The 21,450-nt window shown below is 70.7% G+C and carries 30 protein-coding genes; 20 read left to right on the forward strand and 10 right to left on the reverse strand.

The window, feature by feature from the left end; translation table 11 throughout:
- Positions 1-8: 8 nt before the first annotated feature.
- The 3 genes from DMB42_RS33570 to DMB42_RS33580 are packed head-to-tail and all read right to left on the reverse strand — an operon-like array spanning position 9 to position 1,809.
- Positions 9-701, reverse strand: coding sequence for an AraC family transcriptional regulator (locus DMB42_RS33570; RefSeq protein ID WP_221762472.1), 693 nt, complete (start codon positions 699-701; stop codon positions 9-11).
- The gene (locus DMB42_RS33575) at positions 698-1,228 is read right to left on the reverse strand and encodes a MarR family winged helix-turn-helix transcriptional regulator (protein ID WP_125640920.1); all 531 of its coding nucleotides are present in this window, start codon (positions 1,226-1,228) and stop codon (positions 698-700) included. Before DMB42_RS33575 ends, DMB42_RS33570 begins: the two co-directional genes overlap by 4 nt.
- Entirely contained in the window at positions 1,225-1,809 is a 585-nt protein-coding gene (locus DMB42_RS33580) for a hypothetical protein (RefSeq protein ID WP_125640923.1), read from the reverse strand. The genes DMB42_RS33575 and DMB42_RS33580 overlap by 4 nt, the downstream gene beginning before the upstream one ends.
- 84 nt (positions 1,810-1,893) lie before the next feature.
- Between DMB42_RS33580 and DMB42_RS33585 the strand changes: the two genes are divergently transcribed.
- On the forward strand, positions 1,894-2,562 hold the full coding sequence (locus DMB42_RS33585) for an HNH endonuclease family protein (RefSeq protein WP_125640925.1): 669 nt from the start codon (positions 1,894-1,896) through the stop codon (positions 2,560-2,562).
- Between the two features lie 16 nt (positions 2,563-2,578).
- Here DMB42_RS33585 and DMB42_RS33590 read toward each other — a convergent pair whose 3' ends face one another.
- Positions 2,579-3,427, reverse strand: a complete 849-nt coding sequence (locus DMB42_RS33590) for an alpha/beta fold hydrolase (protein WP_125640927.1) — start codon at positions 3,425-3,427, stop codon at positions 2,579-2,581.
- A gap of 87 nt (positions 3,428-3,514) precedes the next feature.
- On the opposite strand from DMB42_RS33590, the gene DMB42_RS33595 reads away from it, so the two are divergent.
- From DMB42_RS33595 to DMB42_RS33655, 13 genes are all read left to right on the forward strand, one after another.
- A complete protein-coding gene (locus tag DMB42_RS33595) occupies positions 3,515-4,003 on the forward strand; it encodes a MarR family winged helix-turn-helix transcriptional regulator (protein WP_125640930.1) in 489 nt (162 codons plus the stop codon).
- A 25-nt stretch (positions 4,004-4,028) separates the two neighbouring features.
- A complete protein-coding gene (locus DMB42_RS33600) occupies positions 4,029-4,559 on the forward strand; it encodes a flavoprotein (RefSeq protein WP_125640932.1) in 531 nt (176 codons plus the stop codon).
- A 161-nt stretch (positions 4,560-4,720) separates the two neighbouring features.
- Positions 4,721-6,520, forward strand: coding sequence for an NAD(P)/FAD-dependent oxidoreductase (locus DMB42_RS33605; RefSeq protein WP_125640934.1), 1,800 nt, complete (start codon positions 4,721-4,723; stop codon positions 6,518-6,520).
- Positions 6,521-6,648: 128 nt separating this feature from the next.
- Positions 6,649-7,038, forward strand: coding sequence for a hypothetical protein (locus DMB42_RS33610; RefSeq protein ID WP_125640936.1), 390 nt, complete (start codon positions 6,649-6,651; stop codon positions 7,036-7,038).
- A gap of 56 nt (positions 7,039-7,094) precedes the next feature.
- Entirely contained in the window at positions 7,095-7,712 is a 618-nt protein-coding gene (locus DMB42_RS33615; protein ID WP_185844993.1) for a TetR/AcrR family transcriptional regulator, read from the forward strand.
- A complete protein-coding gene (locus DMB42_RS33620) occupies positions 7,709-8,125 on the forward strand; it encodes a thioesterase family protein (RefSeq protein WP_229823891.1) in 417 nt (138 codons plus the stop codon). Before DMB42_RS33615 ends, DMB42_RS33620 begins: the two co-directional genes overlap by 4 nt.
- A 61-nt stretch (positions 8,126-8,186) precedes the next feature.
- A complete protein-coding gene (locus DMB42_RS33625) occupies positions 8,187-9,347 on the forward strand; it encodes a sensor histidine kinase (protein WP_125640938.1) in 1,161 nt (386 codons plus the stop codon).
- Positions 9,335-9,976, forward strand: a complete 642-nt coding sequence (locus DMB42_RS33630) for a response regulator transcription factor (protein WP_221762473.1) — start codon at positions 9,335-9,337, stop codon at positions 9,974-9,976. Before DMB42_RS33625 ends, DMB42_RS33630 begins: the two co-directional genes overlap by 13 nt.
- 34 nt (positions 9,977-10,010) lie before the next feature.
- Positions 10,011-10,805, forward strand: a complete 795-nt coding sequence (locus DMB42_RS33635) for an MBL fold metallo-hydrolase (RefSeq protein WP_125640942.1) — start codon at positions 10,011-10,013, stop codon at positions 10,803-10,805.
- A 35-nt stretch (positions 10,806-10,840) separates the two neighbouring features.
- Entirely contained in the window at positions 10,841-11,413 is a 573-nt protein-coding gene (locus tag DMB42_RS33640; protein WP_125640944.1) for a PadR family transcriptional regulator, read from the forward strand.
- 116 nt (positions 11,414-11,529) lie between these two features.
- The gene (locus DMB42_RS33645) at positions 11,530-11,907 is read left to right on the forward strand and encodes an SgcJ/EcaC family oxidoreductase (protein ID WP_125640946.1); all 378 of its coding nucleotides are present in this window, start codon (positions 11,530-11,532) and stop codon (positions 11,905-11,907) included.
- Positions 11,904-12,254: a hypothetical protein gene (locus DMB42_RS33650; protein WP_125640948.1), complete on the forward strand. Its 351-nt coding sequence runs from the start codon at positions 11,904-11,906 to the stop codon at positions 12,252-12,254. The genes DMB42_RS33645 and DMB42_RS33650 overlap by 4 nt, the downstream gene beginning before the upstream one ends.
- A 10-nt stretch (positions 12,255-12,264) precedes the next feature.
- Positions 12,265-13,230: a GNAT family N-acetyltransferase gene (locus tag DMB42_RS33655; RefSeq protein ID WP_125640950.1), complete on the forward strand. Its 966-nt coding sequence runs from the start codon at positions 12,265-12,267 to the stop codon at positions 13,228-13,230.
- Here the strand turns inward: DMB42_RS33655 and DMB42_RS33660 are convergent.
- The 3 genes from DMB42_RS33660 to DMB42_RS33670 are packed head-to-tail and all read right to left on the reverse strand — an operon-like array spanning position 13,217 to position 15,639.
- Entirely contained in the window at positions 13,217-13,600 is a 384-nt protein-coding gene (locus DMB42_RS33660) for a Rieske (2Fe-2S) protein (protein ID WP_125640952.1), read from the reverse strand. The genes DMB42_RS33655 and DMB42_RS33660 overlap by 14 nt on opposite strands.
- 45 nt (positions 13,601-13,645) lie before the next feature.
- Positions 13,646-14,971 (reverse strand): cell wall metabolism sensor histidine kinase WalK, encoded by a 1,326-nt coding sequence (locus tag DMB42_RS33665; RefSeq protein ID WP_221762474.1) that lies wholly within the window; start codon positions 14,969-14,971, stop codon positions 13,646-13,648.
- Positions 14,968-15,639 (reverse strand): response regulator transcription factor, encoded by a 672-nt coding sequence (locus tag DMB42_RS33670; protein WP_125640954.1) that lies wholly within the window; start codon positions 15,637-15,639, stop codon positions 14,968-14,970. The genes DMB42_RS33665 and DMB42_RS33670 overlap by 4 nt, the downstream gene beginning before the upstream one ends.
- Before the next feature lie 123 nt (positions 15,640-15,762).
- Between DMB42_RS33670 and DMB42_RS33675 the strand changes: the two genes are divergently transcribed.
- Positions 15,763-16,254 (forward strand): hypothetical protein, encoded by a 492-nt coding sequence (locus DMB42_RS33675; protein WP_125640957.1) that lies wholly within the window; start codon positions 15,763-15,765, stop codon positions 16,252-16,254.
- 14 nt (positions 16,255-16,268) lie between these two features.
- Here the strand turns inward: DMB42_RS33675 and DMB42_RS33680 are convergent, their stop codons facing one another.
- Positions 16,269-17,345 carry a hypothetical protein gene (locus tag DMB42_RS33680; protein ID WP_125640959.1) on the reverse strand — a complete coding sequence of 359 codons (1,077 nt, stop codon included), beginning with the start codon at positions 17,343-17,345 and terminating at the stop codon, positions 16,269-16,271.
- Positions 17,346-17,441: 96 nt separating this feature from the next.
- Positions 17,442-17,879, reverse strand: coding sequence for a hypothetical protein (locus DMB42_RS33685; protein WP_125640962.1), 438 nt, complete (start codon positions 17,877-17,879; stop codon positions 17,442-17,444).
- Between the two features lie 232 nt (positions 17,880-18,111).
- On the opposite strand from DMB42_RS33685, the gene DMB42_RS33690 reads away from it, so the two are divergent.
- Both DMB42_RS33690 and DMB42_RS33695 read left to right on the forward strand, forming a co-directional pair.
- On the forward strand, positions 18,112-18,636 hold the full coding sequence (locus tag DMB42_RS33690) for a peptidylprolyl isomerase (RefSeq protein ID WP_221762481.1): 525 nt from the start codon (positions 18,112-18,114) through the stop codon (positions 18,634-18,636).
- Positions 18,637-18,741: 105 nt separating this feature from the next.
- Positions 18,742-19,605: a rhomboid family intramembrane serine protease gene (locus DMB42_RS33695; RefSeq protein ID WP_125640968.1), complete on the forward strand. Its 864-nt coding sequence runs from the start codon at positions 18,742-18,744 to the stop codon at positions 19,603-19,605.
- 34 nt (positions 19,606-19,639) lie between these two features.
- On the opposite strand, the gene DMB42_RS33700 is transcribed toward DMB42_RS33695, so the two are convergent.
- Complete coding sequence (locus tag DMB42_RS33700; protein WP_125640971.1) at positions 19,640-19,885, reverse strand: cell division protein CrgA; 246 nt, start codon at positions 19,883-19,885, stop codon at positions 19,640-19,642.
- 144 nt (positions 19,886-20,029) lie between these two features.
- Here DMB42_RS33700 and DMB42_RS33705 point away from each other — a divergent pair, with 144 nt between their 5' ends.
- The 3 genes from DMB42_RS33705 to DMB42_RS33710 are packed head-to-tail and all read left to right on the forward strand — an operon-like array spanning position 20,030 to position 21,382.
- Positions 20,030-20,653 (forward strand): class E sortase, encoded by a 624-nt coding sequence (locus DMB42_RS33705; RefSeq protein WP_125640974.1) that lies wholly within the window; start codon positions 20,030-20,032, stop codon positions 20,651-20,653.
- A 1-nt stretch (position 20,654) separates the two neighbouring features.
- The gene (locus DMB42_RS53545; protein WP_185844994.1) at positions 20,655-20,813 is read left to right on the forward strand and encodes a hypothetical protein; all 159 of its coding nucleotides are present in this window, start codon (positions 20,655-20,657) and stop codon (positions 20,811-20,813) included.
- Entirely contained in the window at positions 20,810-21,382 is a 573-nt protein-coding gene (locus tag DMB42_RS33710) for an aminodeoxychorismate/anthranilate synthase component II (RefSeq protein WP_125640976.1), read from the forward strand. Before DMB42_RS53545 ends, DMB42_RS33710 begins: the two co-directional genes overlap by 4 nt.
- Positions 21,383-21,450: the final 68 nt, after the last annotated feature.

The raw sequence follows: 21,450 nt of genomic DNA on the forward strand, positions 1-21,450 counted from the left end.
CCCGCGGCTTACGCGTCTTCGACGCCACTTGCGGCTGACGCGCGCAGCAGCGGCAGGACGGTGCCGGGCGTGAGTCCCAGCATGTCGCGCAACTGCCGGTGGAAGTGGGCCTGGTCGGCGAAGCCGTCGTCGAGCGCCGCCTCGGCGATCGACCGGCCCTCGGCCAGCGCGTGGGCCGCGTGCGTGAGCCGCCGCCAGATGCGCCACCGGGCGAGCGGCATGCCGAGGTGCAGCCTGGCCAGGGCACGCAGGCGCTGGGGGGACAGACCGGCGGCCTCGGCCGCGCGGCTGATCGGGAGGTTCCCGCCGGCCGCCAGCGCCTCCATCGCCGCCCTCAGGCGCGGGCTGGGCGCGCCCGACGACTGCGGTGGCCCGGCGGGGCGTACGTCCTCCTCGCGCAGGCCGCGCAGGTCGGCGGCCGGGGTGATCCCGGCGCCGCAGCGCTCGCGCAGTCCGGACGCGAACGAGCACTGCGGTTCGACGAACCAGATGCGTACGACCGGCGCCCCCGGCATGCGGTGCCGCATCATGGGCGGGATGATCAGGGCCGCACCGCGGTGAGCCGTCCCGTGCTCGTCGAGGACGACCACCTCGCCCTCCACGGCGGCGGTCACCTGGAAGGCGGCGTGACGGTGGAGGGAGTTGTCGGTCGACGGCCCCTCGTACGCCGCGTACCCGTCGCCGATGACCAAGCGCGTCACGATTCCGGGGCGGCGGGCTTGGGCCCGTGTCCGCGCGGGGCGGCGGAGCGGGGCGGACGGGTGCGCATGTGGTCGCGTACACGGGTCATGATGTCGCCGAGTCGGTGGACGTCCGCGTCGGACAGGGGATCGAACAGCAGGCGGCGGGAGAGCCGCACGTGGCCGGGCAGGACGCGGTCCAGCACGGCCCGGCCCTCGTCGGTGATGGTGACCAGGGTGGCGCGTTCGTCGTGCGGGGTGGCGCCGCGCGTGACGAGCCCGGCCTTCTCCAGCTGGGCGGCCTGGTAGGTCAGGCCGCTGCGGCTGTAGACGACGCCGTCGGCCAGCTGGGTCATGGTCAGGGGGCCGGGGGCGTGCTGGCGGCGGGCCAGGAGCTGGAACTGCACGGGGCTGAGGCCGCCGTCGGCGCGTAGTTGCTGTTCCACCTGGTGTTCGAGGAGGCTGACGGCCTCGCGGAGCACGAAGTAGGCCCCCAGCTCCCGCGGCTGGACGCCGTCCTCGTCGTCGGCCTGATGGGGGTTCGTCACGTCCAGCGGGCCCGCTTGAGCACCCCCGGCAGCCCGTACGTGTTCCAGACGTCCACCACCAGGATTTTGGACTGCGGCAGGAACCACTCGCGCTGGGTCCACTTCGCCGTCGTACGGCCGGTGTTGTTCGTCACGCACCTGTTCGGCCAGGTGGTGTACTGGGCCTTGTGCCCGGCGCCCACCGGCCGCAGCCCCCGGTAGGACGCCTTCTCACCGGGATACCAGCTCTGGTTGGAGTTGAACGGGCAGGGGATCACGCCGCTGAACGGATGGAACTGCTGCTTCCCCGTGTACGTGACGGAACCGCCCCCGACGGGCACGTTCGTGTACTCCTTCGGCCCGAAGATCCAGAAGCTCTCGCAGTCGGGGGCGAACGGCTCGGCCTTCTTGCACAACAACCCGGTCACCACCACGACGTGGTCACCCTCGCGGCGTACCTGCCAGTCGGCGGGGATCGTCAGGGTCATGCCGCGGAAGGAGAGGGTCCTGGCCTGTCCGCTGGAGGAGGCCGAGGCGGGCGCGGCCGCGGGCAACACGGCGGCGGCCGTCAGAAGGGCGAGGAGGGGAAGGCTCTTTCTCATGGTCTGGAAGGTACGCACCCCCGCTTGCGGCGGGCTGGCCATCCACTTGGAGCACGTCCGCCGCGGGTGGGTATGGGGTAAAGCATGATCTTCCTGAGACGGGCCGTCCTGCTGGCCGTCCTCGCGTTCCTGGTCATCCCGATCGCCGCTGTCATCGCCGCCCCGCAGCCGGCGTCCGCGCAGGCCCGCGTCCGTACGCGGGCCGAGGCCGACGCCGCCGCGGCACGGGCCCGCCGCATGCTGGCGCAACTCCGCGTCGCCAGGCCCTTATCGCTGCGCGGCTACAGCCATCGCCGGTTCCAGCCGAAGTGGGGACGCCACAAGGGAAGGTGCGACGTACGGGAGACGGTCCTGGCCCGCGACGGCCGGCGGGTACGCAGGAACGCCGCCTGCCACCCGGTCAAGGGCGTCTGGTACAGCCCGTACGACGGGAAACGACTGAAGAGCGAGCGCCTGGTGGACGTCGACCACGTCGTACCGCTGGCCTACGCCTGGCGTTCCGGCGCCAAGAGGTGGAGCCAGGCGCGACGGCGGGCCTTCGCCAACGACCTCACCCGTCCTGAGCTGGTCACCGTCAGCCATTCCGCCAACATCGCCAAGGGCGGGCAGGGGCCGCAGAGCTGGCGCCCGCGCCGCCGCGCCTACTGGTGCCGCTACGCGACCTCGTGGATCACCGTGAAACACCACTACCGCCTGTCCGTCACGCGAAGCGAGCGCGTGGCCCTCGCGAACATGCTCCGTACCTGCCGCTGACCATCCCGGCTACCCGTCAGAGGTCCGAGGCCTGTTCGCCGAGGGCTTCGGGGGTGGTGAGCAGCGTCTTGAGGATCCGGGCGGTCGCGTGGGGGAAGGCGGTGTTGCCGTTGTGGCCGCCCGGAAGCGTGACCGGCTCGACTCCGAGCAGCTCGGCCAGCGCGAGCGCGCAGCGGTAGGTGTGCACGGACGGTCGGGTCGTACGGCCGATCGCCGGGATCACCCGCGTCCCGGTGTGCACCAGCCGCGCCGGGTCGAGGGCATCCTTCGTGACCGCCGTGAACTCCGTCCCGATGAAGTACCCGAAGTTGGCCTGCCGCCGGGCCGTCAGCGGTTGCGGGGTGAGCCCGTCCTCGGTCTCGTCGTGGGCCGGGTCGATGCCGAGGTGCCGGGTGATCGCGGGGAGGGCCGCCGTCAGCCCGCCGGCCGCGTACGCCTGCTGGATGGCCGTCAGCTCGGCCACGTGGTCGGCGCGGCCGGCGTCGGGCAGCAGGTTCGGCATGACGGGCTCGTGCGCGATCAGCGTGCCGAGCACGCCGGGATGACTTGCGGCGACCTGGAGGCCGATCGCCGCGCCCATGCTGAACCCGGCCATCAGCGCGGGCCCGTCGGCCACCTCGGCGAGCAGCCGGGCCACGTCGTCGGCGTGGTCGGCCATGGTGACGGGCGGCGCGGCCGGGTCGAGGACGCTGCGTGACAGGCCGCGCCGGTCGTAGGTGACGACCGTGAACGTGTCGGCCAGGAGCGGCACGAGGTCGACGGTGCGGTCGGCGTCGCCCTCGCCGCTCTGGGACAGCAGCAGGACGGGCCCGCTGCCCTCGACCTGGTAGTGGAGGTTGGCACCCGGGACGGAAAGGACGGTCATGGCGGAGTCTCCTCGGTTGGACGTGATCTCGCCTCCAGACCATAATCCATCGAATTAGATGTATCAAGTTAGATGTATTCTGGGCCCATGAACGGAGTCGAACTCTTCCTGCTCGGCCGGACCCTCATGAAGATCGGCGAGCAGGCGATGCCCCAGCCCAAGGGGGACGGCGCGCGGGGCTCGGTCCGTACGGTGCTCGTCGTCCTCGGCGACGTGGTCGCCCATCCCGGCACGACGGTCAGCGAGGTAGCGGCGCGGACCGGCCTGCCGCAGAGCCAGGTGTCCACGGCCGTCGCCCGGCTGGAGTCGACCGGGTCGGTCGAGGGCGCGTCCGATCCGGCCGACCGGCGGCGGCGGCTCATCCGTCCAGCCGCGACGCCCTCCGCCCGGGTCGCCGAGGTCCGGGCCGCCACCATCGACGACGCGCTCGGCGCGGCACTCGCGGACCCGGACCCCGGCGTGGTCGGCGAGGTCGTCGCCGCCCTGGAGGTGCTGGCCCGCCACCTGACCCACGAGGTCGCCGCCCGCGTACGGGACGTCGAAGCCCCGGCGGGCGCTCTACGATCTCAACCGTGAAGACACCCACACGGCGGCGAGCCGCGTGACCACCCCCGGCAGGAGCCTCTACGTCATCGTGTGCGCGGCCGGTCCGGCCGGCGACGTGGGCCGGCTCGTCGGCCCGGCCCAGGACGAGGGGTGGACCGTCCAGGTGGTCGCCACGCCGTCGGCGCTCGACTTCATCGACGTGCCCGAGCTGGAACGCCGGACGGGACGCCCGGTCCGCAGCCGTTACCGCAAGCCGCACGAGCCCAGGCCGCCCAGGGCCGACGCGATCATCGTGGCGCCGGCGACGTACAACACGATCAACAAGTTCGCCGGGGGCATCGCCGACACCTACGCGCTGGGCCTGCTGGCCGAGGCTCCGGGGCTCGGCATCCCCGTGGTCGTCCTGCCCTTCGTCAACAGCGCGCTCGCCGCCCGCGCGCCCTTCCTGCGCAGTGTCGCGGAACTGCGCGCGGAGGGCGTGCACGTCCTGCTCGGCCCCGGGCAGTTCGAGCCGCACGACCCGAGCACGGGCGACGGCAACGACACCTACGTCTGGGAGAGCGCGCTCAGGGCGCTGCGCCCGTAGGGAGCCGCTGAGCCGAAGTCGCGCCGGACGAGGTGCGGGCACAGGTCGAGCCTGGCCCGTCCGTCCTCGCCCGGGTACGGGCCCGCCTCCCGCGGCCCTTGTCGAACGAGATTCGCGAATGACATTCTGGAATTCGGTACCTCGTCGTCCCCGGAGGACGCATGGACAAAGAAGCCCTCCGCCGCAAATACCTCGAAGAGCGCGACAAACGGCTCCGACCTGACGGCAACGACCAGTACGTCCGCCTCACCGGCCGCTTCGCCCACTACCTCGACGACCCGTACACACCGAGGACGGAACGCGCCCCGAAGACCGACCACGTGACGGTCGCCTTCGTCGGCGGCGGGTTCGCCGGGCTCGTCACCGGCGCCCGGCTCAAGGAGGCGGGCATCGACGACGTGCGCATCGTCGAGAAGGGCGGCGACTTCGGCGGCACCTGGTACTGGAACCGCTACCCGGGAGCCCAGTGCGACACCGCGTCGTTCGTGTACATGCCGCTCCTGGAGGAGACCGGCCACATGCCGACCGAGAAGTACGCGCACGCCCCCGAGATCCTCGAACACTGCCGCCGCATCGGCAAGCACTACGGCCTGTACGACGACGCCCTCTTCCACACCGAGGTCCAGGACCTGGAATGGGACGCCTCCCGGTCGCGCTGGACCGTCCGTACGAACCGCGGGGACGCGTTCACCGCCCAGTTCGTGGTCATGGGGATCGGCCCGCTGCACGTACCCAAACTCCCCGGCATCCCGGGCATCGACGACTTCCGCGGGCATTCGTTCCACACCAGCCGATGGGACTACGACTACACCGGTGGCGACCCCTCGGGCGCGCCCATGGACCGGCTGGCCGGCAAGCGCGTCGCCGTCATCGGCACCGGCGCGACGGCCGTGCAGTGCGTGCCGCACCTGGCCCGCGCCTGCGCCGAGCTGTACGTGTTCCAGCGCACCCCCTCGTCCGTGGACGTACGCGACAACCGGCCCACCGACCCCGCCTGGTTCGCCGGGATCGCGACCCCGGGCTGGCAGCAACGCTGGCTGGAGAACTTCACCGGCAACCAGACCGGCGGCCTGACCGGCGAGGACCTGGTGATGGACGGCTGGACCGACATCGCCCGCCGGGTCCGCGCCCGCATCGCGGCGCTCCCGCCCGAGGACCTGACCCCGGAGAAGATGGCGCGGGCGTACGAGGACTGCGACTTCGAGAAGATGGAGGAGATCCGGGCCCGCGTGGACACGATCGTCCACGACCCCGAGACCGCCGCGAAGCTCAAGGCCTGGTACGGCCAGCTCTGCAAGCGTCCCTGCTTCCACGACGAGTACCTTCAGGCGTTCAACGTGCCCGGCACCCGTCTCGTCGACACCGACGGCAAGGGCGTGGAGCGCGTGACCGAGCGCGGCGTGGTGGTCGCCGGCGTCGAGTACGAGGTCGACTGCGTCATCTACGCCTCGGGTTTCGAGGTCACCACCGACTACACCCGCCGCGCCGGCTACGAGCTGACCGGCCGCGACGGCGTCCGGCTGACCGACCGCTGGGCGGAGGGCATGCGCACCCTGCACGGCATCCACGTGCACGGTTTCCCGAACGCCTTCATCGTCCAGCCCGCCCAGGGCGCGAACCTCATCTCCAACATCCCGCACAACCTGACGGAGGCCGGCCGGACGATCGCCATGACCATCCGGCACGCCCTCGACCACGGCTTCGACGAGATCGAGGTGACCGAGGAGGCCGAGAACGCCTGGATCGAGCTGCTGCTGTCCGGGCCGGGCGGCATCCTGGGCGCCTCCGCCGACTGCACACCCGGCTACTACAACAACGAGGGCCGCGACCCGGGAATGAAGGGCCGTCTCAACATCGGCCATCCACAGGGCGCGACGGCGTACTTCTCCTATATCGACCGCTGGCGTACGTCGGGAACGTTCGAGGGACTGGAGTTCCGTGAGCGTGCCCGGAGAATATGAGCCCGACTCGTCGACGACGTCCGCCGGGAGGCGGCCGGCGGTGAGGATCGAGTGGTGCTTGCGCTGGTTGTGGTTGTTCGGCGTATTTCGCGCAGGTTCGGTGGGGATCGGCACTACCTTCGTCCACCATGAGCTACGACCTCTACTTCGGCCCCGATGGCGACGAGCCGCGCCCGCCGGACCTGGCGGCCTGGAACAACGTCGTCACCCAGGCCCGCGACCTCCTCGGTGACGTGAAGATCTTCGAGGACCCGCCCAACTGGGACCTCGAACACGAGGGCACCGGCATCACCGTGAACCATTGGGAGGGCGCCTGGGGGATCAGCGTCCCGTACTGGTGGCACGGCGACGCGGCGAGCCGGGTCGTGGACCTGATGTACCAGGTCGCCCGGATCGTCGAGCGGGAGTCGGGCCTCGGCGGCCAGGACCCGCAGCTCGGCCGGCCGCTCGCGGACGTGGACACGGCGGCGGCGGTCAGGATGTTCGACGAGGTCGCGGTCCGTTACGGCAGAAGCTGACCGGCAGAGCCCGGGCCACCAATATGAACGATCGGTCGTTAATGTATGCTGGCGGCATGGCCGACGTGAAGGAAGACGGTCGCCGGGCGCGCGGCCGGCGCAGCCGTGAGGCGATCCTCGAACAGGCCGTGTCACTGGCCTCGGTGCACGGCCTCGACGGGCTGACCCTGGGCAGGCTGGCCGAGGCCGCCGGGGTCAGCAAGGCAGGCTTCTTCGCCCACTGGCGCGACAAGGAGCAACTTCAGCTCGACACCGTCGAACGGGCCGTCCGCCAGTGGTCGGACGAGATCGTCAAACCCGCCCTCCAGGCCCCGCGGGGCGTGGCCCGCATCCTGGCCCTGCACGAGGCCCGCCTGCGTTTCTACGAGAACGGCGTGCTCCCCGGCGGCTGCTTCTTCTTCACCGTCCAGGTCGAGTTCGACGACCGTCCGGGCCCGGTGCGGGAACGGGTGGTCAGGGCGATGGCCGACTGGCTCGGGTTCATCGAACGGCTGGTTCGCGAGGCGGTCGAGCTGGGCGAGCTGCCTCCCGAGACCGACCCGGCGCAGCTCGCCTACGAGATCGACGCCCTGGGCGAGGCCGTGGTCACCCACACCCGCCTGCTCGGCCGGGGCGATGCCGCCTACGAACGGGCCCGCCGTGCCGTCCATGACCGATTGAAGGAGCTCGCGTGACCCAAACCCGACCCGTCCAGGTGCACTTCGACGACCTCGACGCGATGGGCCTGCTGCACAACTCGCGTTACGCCCTGCTCGTCGAGCGCGCGATCTCCGCCTACTGGGCCGAGCAGGGGTGGAGCTTCGACCCGGCGGTCTCCCGGTTCAAGGATCTCTACCTGGCCGTACGCGAATTCAAGATCACGTACAATGCGCCGGTCATGGGCGCGGGTGAGGTGCTGGTGGACTTCTGGATGGACCGGATGGGCCGTACCAGCGGGGTCTACGGATTCCGTGTGTTGTCGCGGGACCGTTCGATCGTGTACGCCGAGGGCTACCGCGTGAACGTCAACCTCGACCCGCAGACCTTCCGGCCCACGCCGTTCAGCGCGGAGCTGCGTACGGCCGCCGAGCCGCTGATGGCGGGCTGAGCCGCCGACGGTAGACCCTGCACTACTGCGTGCCGTTCCCCGTCCTCGATACGGTCACGAGGTGGGAAACAGGACCGCGCTCGAAGCGCTCACGCAGCGGCCGCCTGCCTTCCTCCGGTCGGCCTGGCCGTGGCGGTGCGCGGCGTACCTGCTGGTCAGCGTGGTGCCCGGGGCGGCCGTCGGCCTGGGGGTCACGGTGGTCATGCTTGCCGGGCCGCCGGTGGGCCTGCTGCTCGTACCGGTGCTGCTGGTGCTGGTCGTGCCGCCGCTCGCCTGGCTCGAACGCCGGCGGCTGCGGCTGGTGGACAGCGCGCCCCTGCCGGTGGTGCCTGACCGGCGCAGGCGCGAGGCCGGGGTCGCGGTCATGACGGTGTTCGCGATGTGGTGGATCGACCTGGTCATGCTGGGGTTCACGGTCGCGGGGCCGGTGTTGCTGATCCTGTCGCCCGTGGTCCAGCCGCAGGTCATCCCGGTCGTCGGGGTGGCGGCCGGCGTGGCGGGGGTGCTGCTGCTGCCGGTGGCGGCGTACACGGTCACGGCGTGGGGCGGGGCGCGGGGCGCGATGGTCAGGGCGGTGCTCGCGCCGGCCGGGTCCGAGCTGAGCGAGGTCATGCGGTCGCGGGCGCGCCTGGTGGACGCGTTCGAGATGGAGCGCCGCAGGATCGAGCGGGACCTGCACGACGGCGCTCAGCAGCGGCTGGTCGCGCTGTCGATGACGCTCGGCATCGCCAGGCTGGACGTGCCCGAGGACTCCCCGCTGGCCCGGATGCTCGGCGTGGCCCACGACGAGGCCAGGCAGGCGCTGGCCGAGCTGCGCGAGCTGATCCGGGGTGTGCACTCGCAGGTGCTCACCGACCGGGGGCTGGGCGCGGCGATCCGCGACGTGGCCGGACGTTCCCCGGTGCCCGTCGACGTGGACGCCGACGAACTGGGCCGGCTGCCCGGCCCCGTCGAGGTCACCGCGTACTACGTGGTCAGCGAGGCGCTGGCGAACGTGGCCAGGCACAGCGGCGCCACCAGGGCGGCGGTCACCGCCCGTACGGCGGCCGGCACGCTGGCCGTCGAGGTGCGCGACGACGGCGCGGGCGGCGCCGACCCGGCCAAGGGGACCGGGCTGACCGGCCTGGCCGACAGGCTGGCCGTGGTCGGGGGAAGATTGTCGTTGTCCAGCCCGCCGGGCGGGCCGACCCTGGTACGAGTGGAGATCCCGTGCGCGTCGTGATCGCTGAGGATGCCGTGTTGCTGCGCGAGGGGCTGGCCGGGCTGCTCGAACGTTTCGGCCACACCGTCGCGGCCTCGGTCGGCGACGCGGACGCACTGGTCGCCGCGGTCGCCGAGCACCGGCCGGAGGCCGTGGTGACCGACGTGCGGATGCCGCCGCACTTCACCGACGAGGGCCTGCGCGCCGCGCTCGACCTGCGCCGCCGTTTCCCGGAGCTGGCCGTGCTCGTGCTCAGCCAGTACGTCGAGCAGACGTACGCGGCCGAGCTGCTGGAGTCCGGCGACGGCGCGGGCGTCGGCTACCTGCTGAAGGACCGCATCGGCGACGTACGCGAGTTCGTCGACGCGCTCGACCGGGTGGCCGCGGGCGGCACGGTCGTGGACCCCGAGGTGGTCCGCCAGCTCCTGCGGCGGCGGCGCGACCCGCTGGCCAGGCTCACCCCGCGCGAGCAGGAGGTGCTGGGCCTGATCGCCGGAGGACGTTCGAACGCCTCGATCGCCAGGGAGCTGGTCGTCACCGAGGCCGCCGTGGCCAAGCACATCGCCGGCATCTTCACCAAGCTCGACCTGCCGCCGGAGGCCGACGGCCACCGCAGGGTCCTGGCCGTGCTGGCCTACCTGCAGGGATGACCGGCGGGAAGCCCGAAAAGTAGGGTTCGTTCCCATGAACGAGCGGTGGCAGGAGGTCGGCGACCGGGTTTACGTACGTCGCCATGAGTCCTTCGACATGAACACGGGCCTGATCGTGGGCGACGGGCACTGCCTGGTGCTCGACACCCGCAGCTCCCACCGGGAGGCGGCCGACCTGATCGACGCGATCCGTACGATCACCGGCCACCCATGGACGGTCGTGAACAGTCATTCGCATTTCGACCACTACTTCGGCAACGCGCTCTTCCGCCCCGGCGAGATCTGGAGCCACGTCCGGTGCGCCGAGGAGATCGACCTCTACGGCGGTCAGCACCGCGCGAACGTCATGGAACGCCTGTCCGACCGCCGCGCGGAGATCGAGGAGGTCACGATCGCCCCGCCCGACCACACCTTCACCACCTCCGCCAGCCTGGACATCGGTGGGCGCATCGTGCACTTACGGCATTTCGGGCTCGGGCACAGCAGCAACGACATCGTCCTGCACGTGCCGGACGCCGGCGTGGTGTTCGCCGGCGACCTGGTCGAGGAGGGCGCGCCACCGGCGTTCAGCGACTCCTACCCGCTCGACTGGCCGGCCACGACGGCCGCGATGCTCGCCGCGCTGCCCGAGCAGGTGTTCGTGCCGGGGCACGGCGCCGTGGTCGACCGGGCCTTCGTCCGGAACCAGCAGGCCGAGCTCGCCCTGGTTGCCGATCTGGCCGCTAAGGCCCACGTGGAGGGGTTGCGCGACTCGATCAGGCGGTTCCCGTACCCGGAGGAGGTGTCGAGGCAGGCGATCGAGCGCGCCTTCCTTCAGCTCGACGGGTAGGCTATATTGCAAGTTGCAATATGGAGGGTGGCAACATGGCGCAACGCAAGGGGCTGGTCGACCTGACCGTGCTCGCCCTGCTCACGGTGCACCCGAGCCACCCCTACGAGCTCCACCGCTTCATCATCGACACGCACAAGGACTACATCACCGGCCTGCCGCGCAGCCTCTACCACGCGGTCGAGCGGCTGGCCGCGGACGAGCTGATCGTCCCCGCCAAGACCGACCGCGAGGGCCGCCGGCCCGAGCGCACGGTCTACGAGATCACCGACGAGGGCCGCGAGGAGCTGGTCACCCGGCTCCGGCGGCTGCTGGAGCAGCCCGATCCCGACCGGCGCGTCTTCGTGGCCGCCATCTCGCTGATCGGCTGCCTGCCGCTGCCCGAGGCGCAGCGCGCGCTACGCGCCCGCGCCGCCACCCTCGAAGGGGTGCTCGCCGGGATGGAGGGTCACATCAAGGCCATGAACGACAGCGGCCTGCCCGAGATCCTCATGCTGGAGGTCGAGTGCGAGCAGGCGTTGCACACCGCCGAGCTCGCCTGGATCAGGAAGCTTCTCGACCGGCTCGACCAGGGCGAACTGACCTGGACCAGCACGGCCGAGAGGTGAGAGAAGGGCCGCCGGGATGCGCCAACACCCCGGCGGCCGGACATCCGAACACGGCGCCTGCCCTGCCCGGACCCGTAACTCCCAAGGATAGGCGCCGCGACGAAGGGAGCTGTGCCATGTCCGAGGAGATCACGCGTCTGCTGGAGCGGATGACGCAGACCTGGAACGCCGGCGACTCCGCCGGCTACGCCGGTCTGTTCACCGAAGACGCCGACTACATCACGTTCTTCGGCCTGCACCTGAAGGGCAGGCAGGCCATCGAGGAGACCCACCGCGCGCTGTTCAGGACCTCCGTCAAGCTGGCGGAGGGCGGCCCCGAGCCGATCGTCAGGCCGCTGACCGACGACGTCGCGCTGGTGATCGCGGGCGGCACGTCGTCGGTCGACGGCGTGCCCGACCCGAGCAGGACGTCCGTCATCTCGCTGACCGCGCTGCGCACGCCGGAAGGCTGGCGGTTCGCCTCCTTCCAGAACAGCCGGGTGAGCAAGCCGTGAGGAAGCGGCTGATCACCGAGGTGGCCGGGGTGGTCGGCGCCCCGGTCGAGCAGGTGTGGCAGGCCCTCGTGGGCTCGCCGCCCGGCCATCCGATGACCGTCGAGAAGAGCGGGCACACCGTCGCCTACCAGGGCGGCTGGTGGTACCGGGGCGAATGGACCGTGCTCCCGCACCCCGAGGGCTCCCGCGTGGAGCACCGCGTCTACGACGTGGCCGAGTGGGGACGCTGGGGCGTGGCCCTGGCCAACCGGCTCTTCATCGGGTTCGGGCGGCGGACGCGGGAGGCGTTCGCCGAGCGGATCGCCGCCATAGGAAAAGAATTGGGGTGTTTCGCCAGGCTGGCCTAGGCTGCTGGCCATGAGCCTGGCGTGGGAACCGCTGACCCCTGACGACGCGGAGGCGCTCACCGACCTCCTGGCCGCGATCGAGGCCGAGGACCACACCGGCGAGGTGCACGACCTCGACGACGTCAGGGAGCAGCTCGGCCACCACCTGATCGACCTGGCCGCGGGCACGCTCGCGGCCAGGGAGGGCGGCCGGATCGTCGCCTTCGGCTACCTGCCGGTCCGGCAGTCGGCCACCGAGTCCCATGTCATGCGGTTGTGGGGCGGCGTGCACCCGGCCCACCGCAGGCGCGGGCTCGGCCGCCGGCTCATCGACTGGAGCCTCGCCACGGCGCCGCCGCTGAGCGAGAAGGTGTTCCCCGGCGTCCCGCTGGAGATCCATCTGAACGCCCCCGACAGCAACCAGGGCCTCAAGGCGCTGGCCGAGGGGACGGGGTTCACCGCCGGCCGCTGGTTCGCCGAGATGGGCCGCCCGCTGTCGGGCGACCTGCCGGCCTTCACGCCGCCTCCCGGCGTGTCCATCGTGCCCTGGTCGCCCGACCTGGACGAAGGCGCCCGCAACGTACGCAACGAGTCGTTCCTCGACCACTGGGGCAGCGTCCCGCACACGCCCGAGAGCTGGCGGGACTACATCGTCGGCTCCCGCAACTTCCTGCCCGGCTCGTCGTACCTGGCCCTGTACGAGGACCGGGCGGTGGGCGTGCTCATCACCCACACCTTCGAGGGCTACAACGAGCAGTCGGGCGAACGCCGCGCCTGGATCCAGATCATCGGCACGCTCAGGGAGTGGCGCGGCAAGGGCGTGGCGAGCGCGCTGATCGCGCACGCCCTCGCCGCCTTCCGGGCCCAGGGGTTCGACACCACCGGGCTGGGTGTCGACGCCGACAACCCCACAGGAGCCGTCAGCGTCTACGCCCGCTCCGGCTTCGAGATCCTCCAGCGCAGCACGAACTACGTCCTGCCGGTCACGCCAGGCTGATCGTCCCCTTCGTCACCTTGATCTTTTTGCGGGCGAGCGGCAGCTTGGCGGGGCCGTTCACCACGGCGCCGGTCGAGGCGCTGAACCTGCTGCCGTGGCACGGGCAGTTGATCGTGCCACGGCTCACGCTCGCCACAGTGCAGCCCTGGTGGGTGCACTTGGCGCTGAAACACCGGTAGACGCCCTTCTTCGGCTGGGTGATCACGTACTTGCCCTTGACGATCCGGCCGCCGCCTACGGGAATGCTCTTCGTACTGGCCAGTAGGGGACCGGCCGCCTCCGTCTCCGCCTCGGCTGCCTTCGGCCAGAGGAAGAGCACGGCCGCCCCTGCGGCGCCACCTCGGGTGATCAATGCACGGCGTGTGAGCATGGTTGCCTCCTTCAACCATCCACACGTGCGAGGGTGGCCCGCGGTTCAGGTGATCCGCAGGGGAAATCTGGCCACGAAACCGGCCTCCGTGTACGTGAGCGTCCCGTCGTGCAGGTGGGCGATGTCCCTGGCGATGGGCAGGCCGAGCCCCGCGCCGCCGGCGTCCCTCGCCCTGGCCTCGTCCAGCCTGGTGAAGCGGCCGAAGACGGCCTCACGCTGCTCCGGCGGGATCCCGGGGCCGTCGTCCCGCACTTCGAGCACGGCTTCGCCCTCCTCGGCGCGCACCCGTACGCACACGGTCGAGGCGGCGTGCCGTACCGCGTTGTCGGCCAGGTTGGTCACCAGCCGGTCGAGGTGGGCGCGCGAGCCGTTCATCACCACGTCGGGCTCGATGTCCAGCTCCACCCGCACGTCGGGCCGCCGCCTGGCGCGCAGGGACTCCTCGGCCGCCACCTGGCCGAGGTCGAGCTCGTCGGTGCGCAGCGGCTCGCCGGCGTCCAGCTTGGCCAGCATGAGCAGGTCGGCGGCCAGCGACTGCAGGCGTTCGACGTCGGCCAGCGCCTCGCGGGTGAGCTCGCTCTGCTCGGCCAGCTCCAGCCGGGCGCGCAGGGTGGCGATGGGGCTGCGCAGCTCGTGCGCGGCGTCGGCGACGAACCGCTTGTGCCGGCCCACGGCCGTCTCCAGACGGTCGAGGGTGCCGTTCACGGTGACGGCCAGCGCCGCGATCTCGTCCTTCGAGCCCGGTACGGGGACCCGCTGGTGCAGGTCGCGGGCCGTGATGTCGGCCACCTTGGCCCTGATCGCGGCCACGGGGGCCAGCGCGCGGCCCACGGAGAACCAGGTCATTCCAGCCACCACAAGGAGCAAGGCGGGCACACCGGGCAGCAGGAGACCGTACAGGGCCCGTACGGCCTGCTCCACACCGTCCAGCGAGACCCGCGACCAGAGCGTGGCCGGGCCGGTCGGCGTGGTCACCTGAAGGCCGGCGACGGCGTAGTCCGCCGGCCGCGCCCACAGGGCGGTCGAATCGGTGGCACGGGTGGCCAGCACGAGGTCGGGGTCGCCGAGCCGGACCACGGACAGGTCGTCCAGCTTGACCGTGGCCGCCTCGGTGAGGCGGGCCGCGCTCGTGGACTTCTCGCTCGGCACGGTCCCCTTGGGCGCCGCCTCCACGACCCGCACCGTCTCCGCGTACGGCGCCGCGGCCTCGGCGCGCCTGGCCGCCTCCGCGCCCGCGTTGCCCTCCAGCGTGCCGCGCAACGCCACGACCAGCACCAGGACGGCGACGCCGAGCGCCAGGGCCACCACCAGCGTCGCCGCGAGCGTGGCCCGCAGCCGCACCGACGACAACCCGGCCGGCAGCGCCCTCATGCCCCCTCCAACCGGTAGCCCGCCCCCCGGACGGTCACCAGCGTCGTCCTGCCGAACGGCAGGTCGATCTTCCGGCGCAGGGCGCTGATGTAGACCTCGACGATGTTCGGGTCGCCGTCGTAGGAGAAGTCCCATGCCTGGGCCAGCAGCTCGCCCTTGGAGACCACCTCCCCGGCCCGGCGGGCGAGCGCGTGCAGCACCGCGAACTCCTTCGGCGTCAGCCCGATCCCGACCTCGCCCCTGCGGCAGCGCAGCCCCGCCGGGTCGATCACCAGGTCGCCGACCGTGATCGACACCGGCCGCTCGGTCCCGCCGCGCCGGACCAGGGCACGCAGCCTGGCCAGCAGCACCACGTACGAGAACGGCTTGGCCAGGTAGTCGTCGGCGCCGTTGTCGAGCGACTCGGCCTCGTCGTAGACGCCGTCCTTGGCGGTGAGCATCATGATCGGCGTCCAGTCGCCGGCCTCGCGCAGCCGGGAGCAGACCGTGTAGCCGTTCATTCTGGGCAACATCACGTCCAGGACGATCACGTCGTAGCTGTTCTCGGTCGCCATCCACAGGCCGTCGCGCCCGTCATGGGCCACGTCCACGGCGAAGCCCTCGCCCGCCAGGCCGCCCTTGATCAGGTCGGCCAGCCGCTCCTCGTCCTCCACCAGCAACACTCGCACGACGTCCAGAGTGCCTGAGCGAACCTAAAGCCAACCTGAAGATCATTTAGGGCGCGTTCAGGGTCGCTTCAGGTACGGGCGCGCACGATCGGGGCGTCGAAGAGATTCCACTGAGGAGAATGCATGTTCAAACGACGTCTCGCGGTCCTCGGCACGGTGGCGGTGCTCGCACTCGCGGGCCTCGGCGGCTCCGCCATGGCCGACGGAACCCCTGCTCCCGATGGCGCCACCGACGCCGTCGCCGTCACGACCGCGGCGACCTGCAAGACGCCGGACGGCAAGGAGGTCAAGCTCGCCGAGAGCGTGAGCGTGCGGGTGTTCCTCGCTCCGGGCGAGCGGGTGGACCTGGACGGCGGGGTGCCGGCCCTCAAGGGCGAGCCGAGCCGGACGGTCGAGATCGCCCCCTCCACCGAGGCCGCGCTCACGACGCCGGCCACGACCGTCCCCGACGGCGAGCCCGCGCCCACGACCCCGGACGCGGCCCTCCAGCAGGGCGAGGCCCTTCAGGTGGTTCCCGCGCAGCCCGCGACCGAGCTGCCGCCGAACGCCACGAAGATCGAGGACCTCGGCAAGGTCGTCAACATCGTCTGCGTGGCGGAGAAGCCCGCGGAGTAGTCCGCAGAGTAGGACTACGCGGGGAACGACGGGTGGGGGCCGAGCGCCCAGTACTCGTACAGGCCGTGGCCGACGAGCCCGTCGTACTCGAAGCGGCCGACGGCGTCCACCAGGCCCCACATCCTGGCGGCGTCGTCGGGCAGCCGGTACGTCACCCCCTGCACGACCGGCCCCGGGCCCTGGTACATGCCGTGCTTCCAGTCCGGCTCCAGCCCGTACCCGGTGCCGACCATCAGATGGACCGGCAGCAGCGGCGTGCAGCGCACCTCGAACGGCTTGCCGCCCGGCGGCGAGAACCCGATCACGGCCTCCACGACGTCACGGGTGCCCGGGGCGTAGACCGGGCGATAGTCGGGCCGGCCGAGCCATTCCTCCGCCCGCCCGTCCGACCAGACGCGGACGGCCTCCTCCAGCAGGCGCCGCCCCCGGTCGTCCTCCTGGACGATGCACAGGATGGCGTGGTCGTCGAACCTCATCGGCGCGTACAGCCAGTAGAACGTCCCGGGGTTGTTGGCCTGGATGCCGGGCGGCTCGGGCTCGCCGACCGGGCGGATGCCCCACGAACGATCTCTGGTGCCGAGCCAGCGGTCGGGGGTGACCGGGAACACCTGGTCGCCGACCGTGATGCTGCCCGACCAGCGGCCGGTCTGGGCCAGCCGTACCGAGTCGAACAGGACGCGCTCCTGCGAGCGCAGGAAGTGACGGGGTTCGAGGGTCGCCGGGATCGTGCCCTCCCAGTCGAGCTCGAAGGACAGGCCATGCTCGTTCGGCTCCAGGATCACGCGGAGCCGCTTGAGCCCTTCGACCACCTCGACGCGGAACGGGCCGATCTCGGTGTTCATCCGGTCGGCGCCCAGCTCGCGGGAGGCCCGTACGACGCGGTGCAGGTCGCCGTGGCGTACGCAGGCGAAGGCGTCGGTGACGCCGAGGTTGGGGTACTGGCCGAGGCCGACGATCAGCATGAGCTCGTCGGTGCCGGGGTGGCAGTTGAAGTAGTAGCGGTCGTAGAAGTTGCGGTCGGAGGTGGCGACGTGCCGCATGACCTGGGCGGCCTGGTGCACGGGGTGATCGTCGAGCGGTGACAGCGCCATGCTCGGGTTTGTAGCAAGCGCTTGGTAAGCCGTCAATGTCCGGCCGGGAACGCGAAGCGCGCCCCCGCTTCCGCGAGGGCGCGCTTCCCGGCCGGATCAGGGCATGTTGCGGGATGACTGGTCCGACTTGTTCTGTACGTTGCCCGCCATGCGGTCCGCCGACTGTGCGGTCCTGTCCGCCTTCTCGCTGACCCAGCGTGATGCATCGGAGGCAGAGTCCTTCATGTGCTCGGTCCACTGCTGGGCGTTGCGGCGATAGGCCATGTAGCCGATCGCGCCGACCGCAAGACCGGTCAGCAACAGCATCATCGGCCACTGCCGTGACCGTGACGGTTTCGGGTCGATTCTCCTGGCCGCCGAGGACAGCATCCTGCTGACCTTGGGGGCGACCTGATCCTCGAACCCGTGCGCAGCGGCGTCGAGCCGCGGCGCCGCCCAATAGCGGGCGTCTTCGATGCGCTGGGCGGTGGCCACCTTGGCCTGGTCCGCCATTGGCGCCATACGATGGCCGGTCTTGACGGCCTGGGCCTTCATTCGGCCCATCCACGTGACAGGTACCTCTATTGTCACGCGGCGTCTTCTCAGTGTCAGGGACACGACAACCTCCCCTGTCGTTGGGGCCCCGAGCCTGACCTTCCCTGGACAAGGCGGCTCAATCATGGCGGTCCGTGGGAGGATGGCTCCGGAGGCCGAACGGCCATTGTCCTCAAAACATCACAAAACAACCCTGTACATAGAGGGGGGCAGCTGTCTCGTGGCTGAGAAGCTGATCGCTAATCTGAAGACCAATCGCGGCGCTATCAAGGTGGAACTCTTCCCGAACCAGGCGCCGAAAACCGTACGGAACTTCGTCGAGCTCGCCGAAGGCACCCGTGAGTGGACGCATCCGGAAACGGGTGCGAAGAGCACCGACCGTTACTACGACGGCACCATCTTCCACCGGGTCATCTCCGGCTTCATGATCCAGGGCGGCGACCCGCTCGGTCAGGGCATCGGCGGCCCCGGCTACGAGTTCGACGACGAGATCCACCCGGACCTCTACTTCAACCGGCCCTACCTGCTGGCCATGGCCAACGCGGGCGTCCGGTTCGGCAAGGGCACCAACGGCTCGCAGTTCTTCATCACGGTCGTGCCCACGCCGCACCTCAACGGCAAGCACACGATCTTCGGTGAGGTCGTCGAGGGCCAGGAGATCATCGACGCCATCGCCAAGACCCAGACGGACCGGCGTGACAGGCCGGTCGAGGACGTCGTCCTGGAGTCGGTCACCATCGACCGCGTACAGGGCTGAGCGGATCCCGGTCGGGGCGGGCCACCCTCGGGTCCCGCCCCCTGGGGCCCTCAAGCCCCTGATCGACGGCACGCGGCGGTGTCCGGTACGTCATAGGCTCTGGGCATGACCAGCCAGCCGCCCAGCCCGCCCTCGCAGCCCGAGCAGCCCGCCGAGGCGGTCCCCACGTGCTACCGGCATCCCGGCAGGGAGACCTGGGTCCGCTGCCAGCGTTGTGACCGTCCCATCTGCCCCGACTGCATGCGCGACGCCGCCGTGGGCTTCCAGTGCCCCGAATGCGTCGCACAGGGCAACCAGGGCTTCCGTCAGGCCCGCTCCACCTTCGGCGGCGCCGTCGTCAGCACGCCCTACGTGACGTGGGCGATCCTGGCCCTCAACGTCCTGGTCTTCGGCGCCCAATACCTCGCGCCCTCCGTCACCGGCGCCCTGCAGATGTGGCCGGCCGGAGTGGCGGTCTTCGGCGACTACTACCGGCTGGTCAGCTCGGCGTTCGTGCACGCCGGCGTCTTCCACATCCTGTTCAACTGCTGGGCCCTCTACGTCATCGGCCCCTACCTCGAACGCGCCTTCGGCCACGTGCGCTTCGCGGCCATCTACCTCGTCAGCGCGGTCGGCGGCAGCACGCTCAGCCTGTGGCTCGACCCGCTCGGCCAGCCGACGGTGGGCGCGTCCGGAGCCATCTTCGGCCTGTTCGGCGCCGTCTTCGTGGTGGGCCGCAAGCTCAACATGGACGTACGCGGCATCGCCATGCTCATCGTGATCAACCTGGTGATCACCTTCGTGTTCCCCGGCATCAGCTGGACCGGGCACATCGGCGGCCTGATCACCGGCTCGCTGCTGGCGGGAGCGCTGGCCTACGCCCCCAAGAACAACAGGACCCTGTGGCAGGTGCTGGCGGTCGCGGGAGCGCTGGCCGTGCTAGCCGTGCTCGTGATGGCTCGGACCTCGGCGATCCTGAGCGCCATCTGACTTCCCCAGGCTGTGGAAAAGACTGTGGAAAAAACTAACGCCAGCGGGTGGAAAGAACCACACCGAAGATGATGAAAACAAACCCGATCAGCAGGTTCCAGTTCTGGAGGTCGCTGAAGAAGGGCGCCTGCGGAGCGACGTAGTAAATCGCGATCCACAGGATGCCGATGATCCAGGACACCACCATGGTGGGCGCCAGCCAGCGCGGGCTGACCTTGACCTGCTGGGACTTCTGCGGCGGCGTGTAAACCGCCTTCTTGCGAGCCTTGGACTTGGGCACTGGGTAACTCCTGCTGAGGGCCTGGGCTTCCGGATCGTCCACAGGCTCTTCGTTAAGCGTAGTTGAAGCGTGCCCCAGGATAGTCGCCACGCGCACGACATGGCGATCCCCCACGTCGGGAGATGTCATGAATACGCTGACGACATGCGGTCCACTCTCCGGGCTGTGGGGGAGCTGAGCATCACCGCAGGCCTGGTCCTCATGTTGTTCTGCGCGTACCTGCTCTGGGGCACCGGCGCCTACACCAAGAGCCAGCAACTGCTGCTCCAGCGCGAGCTGGCCGCCGACAAGGCGGAGCGCGACCGCGGCCGTGTCGACAGGATCGAGCTGGGCAAGGCCGTCGCCCTGCTGAGCATCCCCAGACTCGGCCGCGACTACCACTACGCCATCGTCGAGGGCGTGGACGCCGAGCACCTGAAGAAGGGCCCGGGACACTACCCCGACAGCGCCATGCCCGGCCAGATCGGCAACTTCGTGGTCTCCGGCCACCGGACCACGTACGCGGCCCCCTTCAAGGAGCTCGACGAGCTCGAACGCGGCGACGAGATCGTCGTCGACGCCCGCGAGGCCCGCTACACCTACCGTGTGACCTCACAGGACGTCGTGGAACCCACCGAGGTGGACGTACTGGCCCCTGTGCCCGGCAAACCCGACATCCGTCCCATCCGCGCCTACATCACGCTCTCCACCTGCCACCCCGAATACTCCGCCGCCCAACGCCTCATCGTGTACGGCGTGCTCAAGAAGACCGAGCTGCGTAAGGAATGACATGTACGGCTGGATCTGGCGCAAGCTGCCCGGCGACACCCGCGCCAAGCTGCTGGCGGCCGCCCTGCTGGTCGTGGTCGCGGGGGTCGTACTCTGGTATGCCGTGTTCCCGCTCCTGGAGCCCGCGGTGACGCTTGACGAGGTGACCGTAAGAAGATGACCCGCGTGCTGGTCGTGGACAACCACGACAGCTTCGTCCACACGATCGTCCAATACCTGCGCGTCCTGGGCGCCGACTGCGACGTGCGCCCCCGCGACGTCGTGGACGTGCGCGACGCCGACGGCTTCGACGGCGTGCTCGTCAGTCCTGGGCCGGGGACACCCGAGGCGGCCGGCGTGAGCGTGCCCCTGGTGCTGCGCGCGGCCGAACGCGGCACGCCCCTGCTCGGCGTCTGCCTCGGCCACCAGGCCATCGCGGTCGCCTTCGGCGCCACCGTGGCCCGCGCGCCCGAGCTGGTCCACGGCCGTACCAGCGCCGTGCTGCACGACGGCAAGGGCGTCTTCGAGGGCCTGCCGTCGCCGGTCATGATGACCCGCTACCACTCGCTCGCCGTGCTGCCGGAGACCGTCCCGGAGGTCCTCGACGTGACCGCCCGTACCGACGACGGGGTCATCATGGGGCTGCGGCACCGCCGGGCGCCCGTCGAGGGCATCCAGTTCCACCCCGAGTCGGTGCTGTCCGAGCACGGTCACCGGCTCTTGCTGAATTGGCTGCGCGGAATCGTGTAACACCCGCCTCGCGCAGAGCGACTACCAAGTGAGCGCCCCCGCCGTTGCCCCCGAGCGGCGGGGGCGTT

Origin of the sequence: Nonomuraea sp. WAC 01424 (genome assembly GCF_003947315.1) — a bacterium.
In the GTDB taxonomy this organism is placed as follows: domain Bacteria; phylum Actinomycetota; class Actinomycetes; order Streptosporangiales; family Streptosporangiaceae; genus Nonomuraea; species Nonomuraea spiralis.

Coding starts and splice junctions, on each gene's coding strand:
- DMB42_RS33580 (WP_125640923.1), bottom strand. CDS start 1,809: ATGAGAAAGAGCCTTCCCCTCCTCGCCCTTCTGACGGCCGCCGCCGTG.
- DMB42_RS33585 (WP_125640925.1), top strand. CDS start 1,894: ATGATCTTCCTGAGACGGGCCGTCCTGCTGGCCGTCCTCGCGTTCCTG.
- DMB42_RS33590 (WP_125640927.1), bottom strand. CDS start 3,427: ATGACCGTCCTTTCCGTCCCGGGTGCCAACCTCCACTACCAGGTCGAG.
- DMB42_RS33595 (WP_125640930.1), top strand. CDS start 3,515: ATGAACGGAGTCGAACTCTTCCTGCTCGGCCGGACCCTCATGAAGATC.
- DMB42_RS33605 (WP_125640934.1), top strand. CDS start 4,721: ATGGACAAAGAAGCCCTCCGCCGCAAATACCTCGAAGAGCGCGACAAA.
- DMB42_RS33610 (WP_125640936.1), top strand. CDS start 6,649: ATGAGCTACGACCTCTACTTCGGCCCCGATGGCGACGAGCCGCGCCCG.
- DMB42_RS33615 (WP_185844993.1), top strand. CDS start 7,095: ATGGCCGACGTGAAGGAAGACGGTCGCCGGGCGCGCGGCCGGCGCAGC.
- DMB42_RS33635 (WP_125640942.1), top strand. CDS start 10,011: ATGAACGAGCGGTGGCAGGAGGTCGGCGACCGGGTTTACGTACGTCGC.
- DMB42_RS33640 (WP_125640944.1), top strand. CDS start 10,841: ATGGCGCAACGCAAGGGGCTGGTCGACCTGACCGTGCTCGCCCTGCTC.
- DMB42_RS33645 (WP_125640946.1), top strand. CDS start 11,530: ATGTCCGAGGAGATCACGCGTCTGCTGGAGCGGATGACGCAGACCTGG.
- DMB42_RS33655 (WP_125640950.1), top strand. CDS start 12,265: ATGAGCCTGGCGTGGGAACCGCTGACCCCTGACGACGCGGAGGCGCTC.
- DMB42_RS33660 (WP_125640952.1), bottom strand. CDS start 13,600: ATGCTCACACGCCGTGCATTGATCACCCGAGGTGGCGCCGCAGGGGCG.
- DMB42_RS33665 (WP_221762474.1), bottom strand. CDS start 14,971: ATGAGGGCGCTGCCGGCCGGGTTGTCGTCGGTGCGGCTGCGGGCCACG.
- DMB42_RS33675 (WP_125640957.1), top strand. CDS start 15,763: ATGTTCAAACGACGTCTCGCGGTCCTCGGCACGGTGGCGGTGCTCGCA.
- DMB42_RS33680 (WP_125640959.1), bottom strand. CDS start 17,345: ATGGCGCTGTCACCGCTCGACGATCACCCCGTGCACCAGGCCGCCCAG.
- DMB42_RS33685 (WP_125640962.1), bottom strand. CDS start 17,879: ATGAAGGCCCAGGCCGTCAAGACCGGCCATCGTATGGCGCCAATGGCG.
- DMB42_RS33695 (WP_125640968.1), top strand. CDS start 18,742: ATGACCAGCCAGCCGCCCAGCCCGCCCTCGCAGCCCGAGCAGCCCGCC.
- DMB42_RS33705 (WP_125640974.1), top strand. CDS start 20,030: ATGCGGTCCACTCTCCGGGCTGTGGGGGAGCTGAGCATCACCGCAGGC.
- DMB42_RS53545 (WP_185844994.1), top strand. CDS start 20,655: ATGTACGGCTGGATCTGGCGCAAGCTGCCCGGCGACACCCGCGCCAAG.
- DMB42_RS33710 (WP_125640976.1), top strand. CDS start 20,810: ATGACCCGCGTGCTGGTCGTGGACAACCACGACAGCTTCGTCCACACG.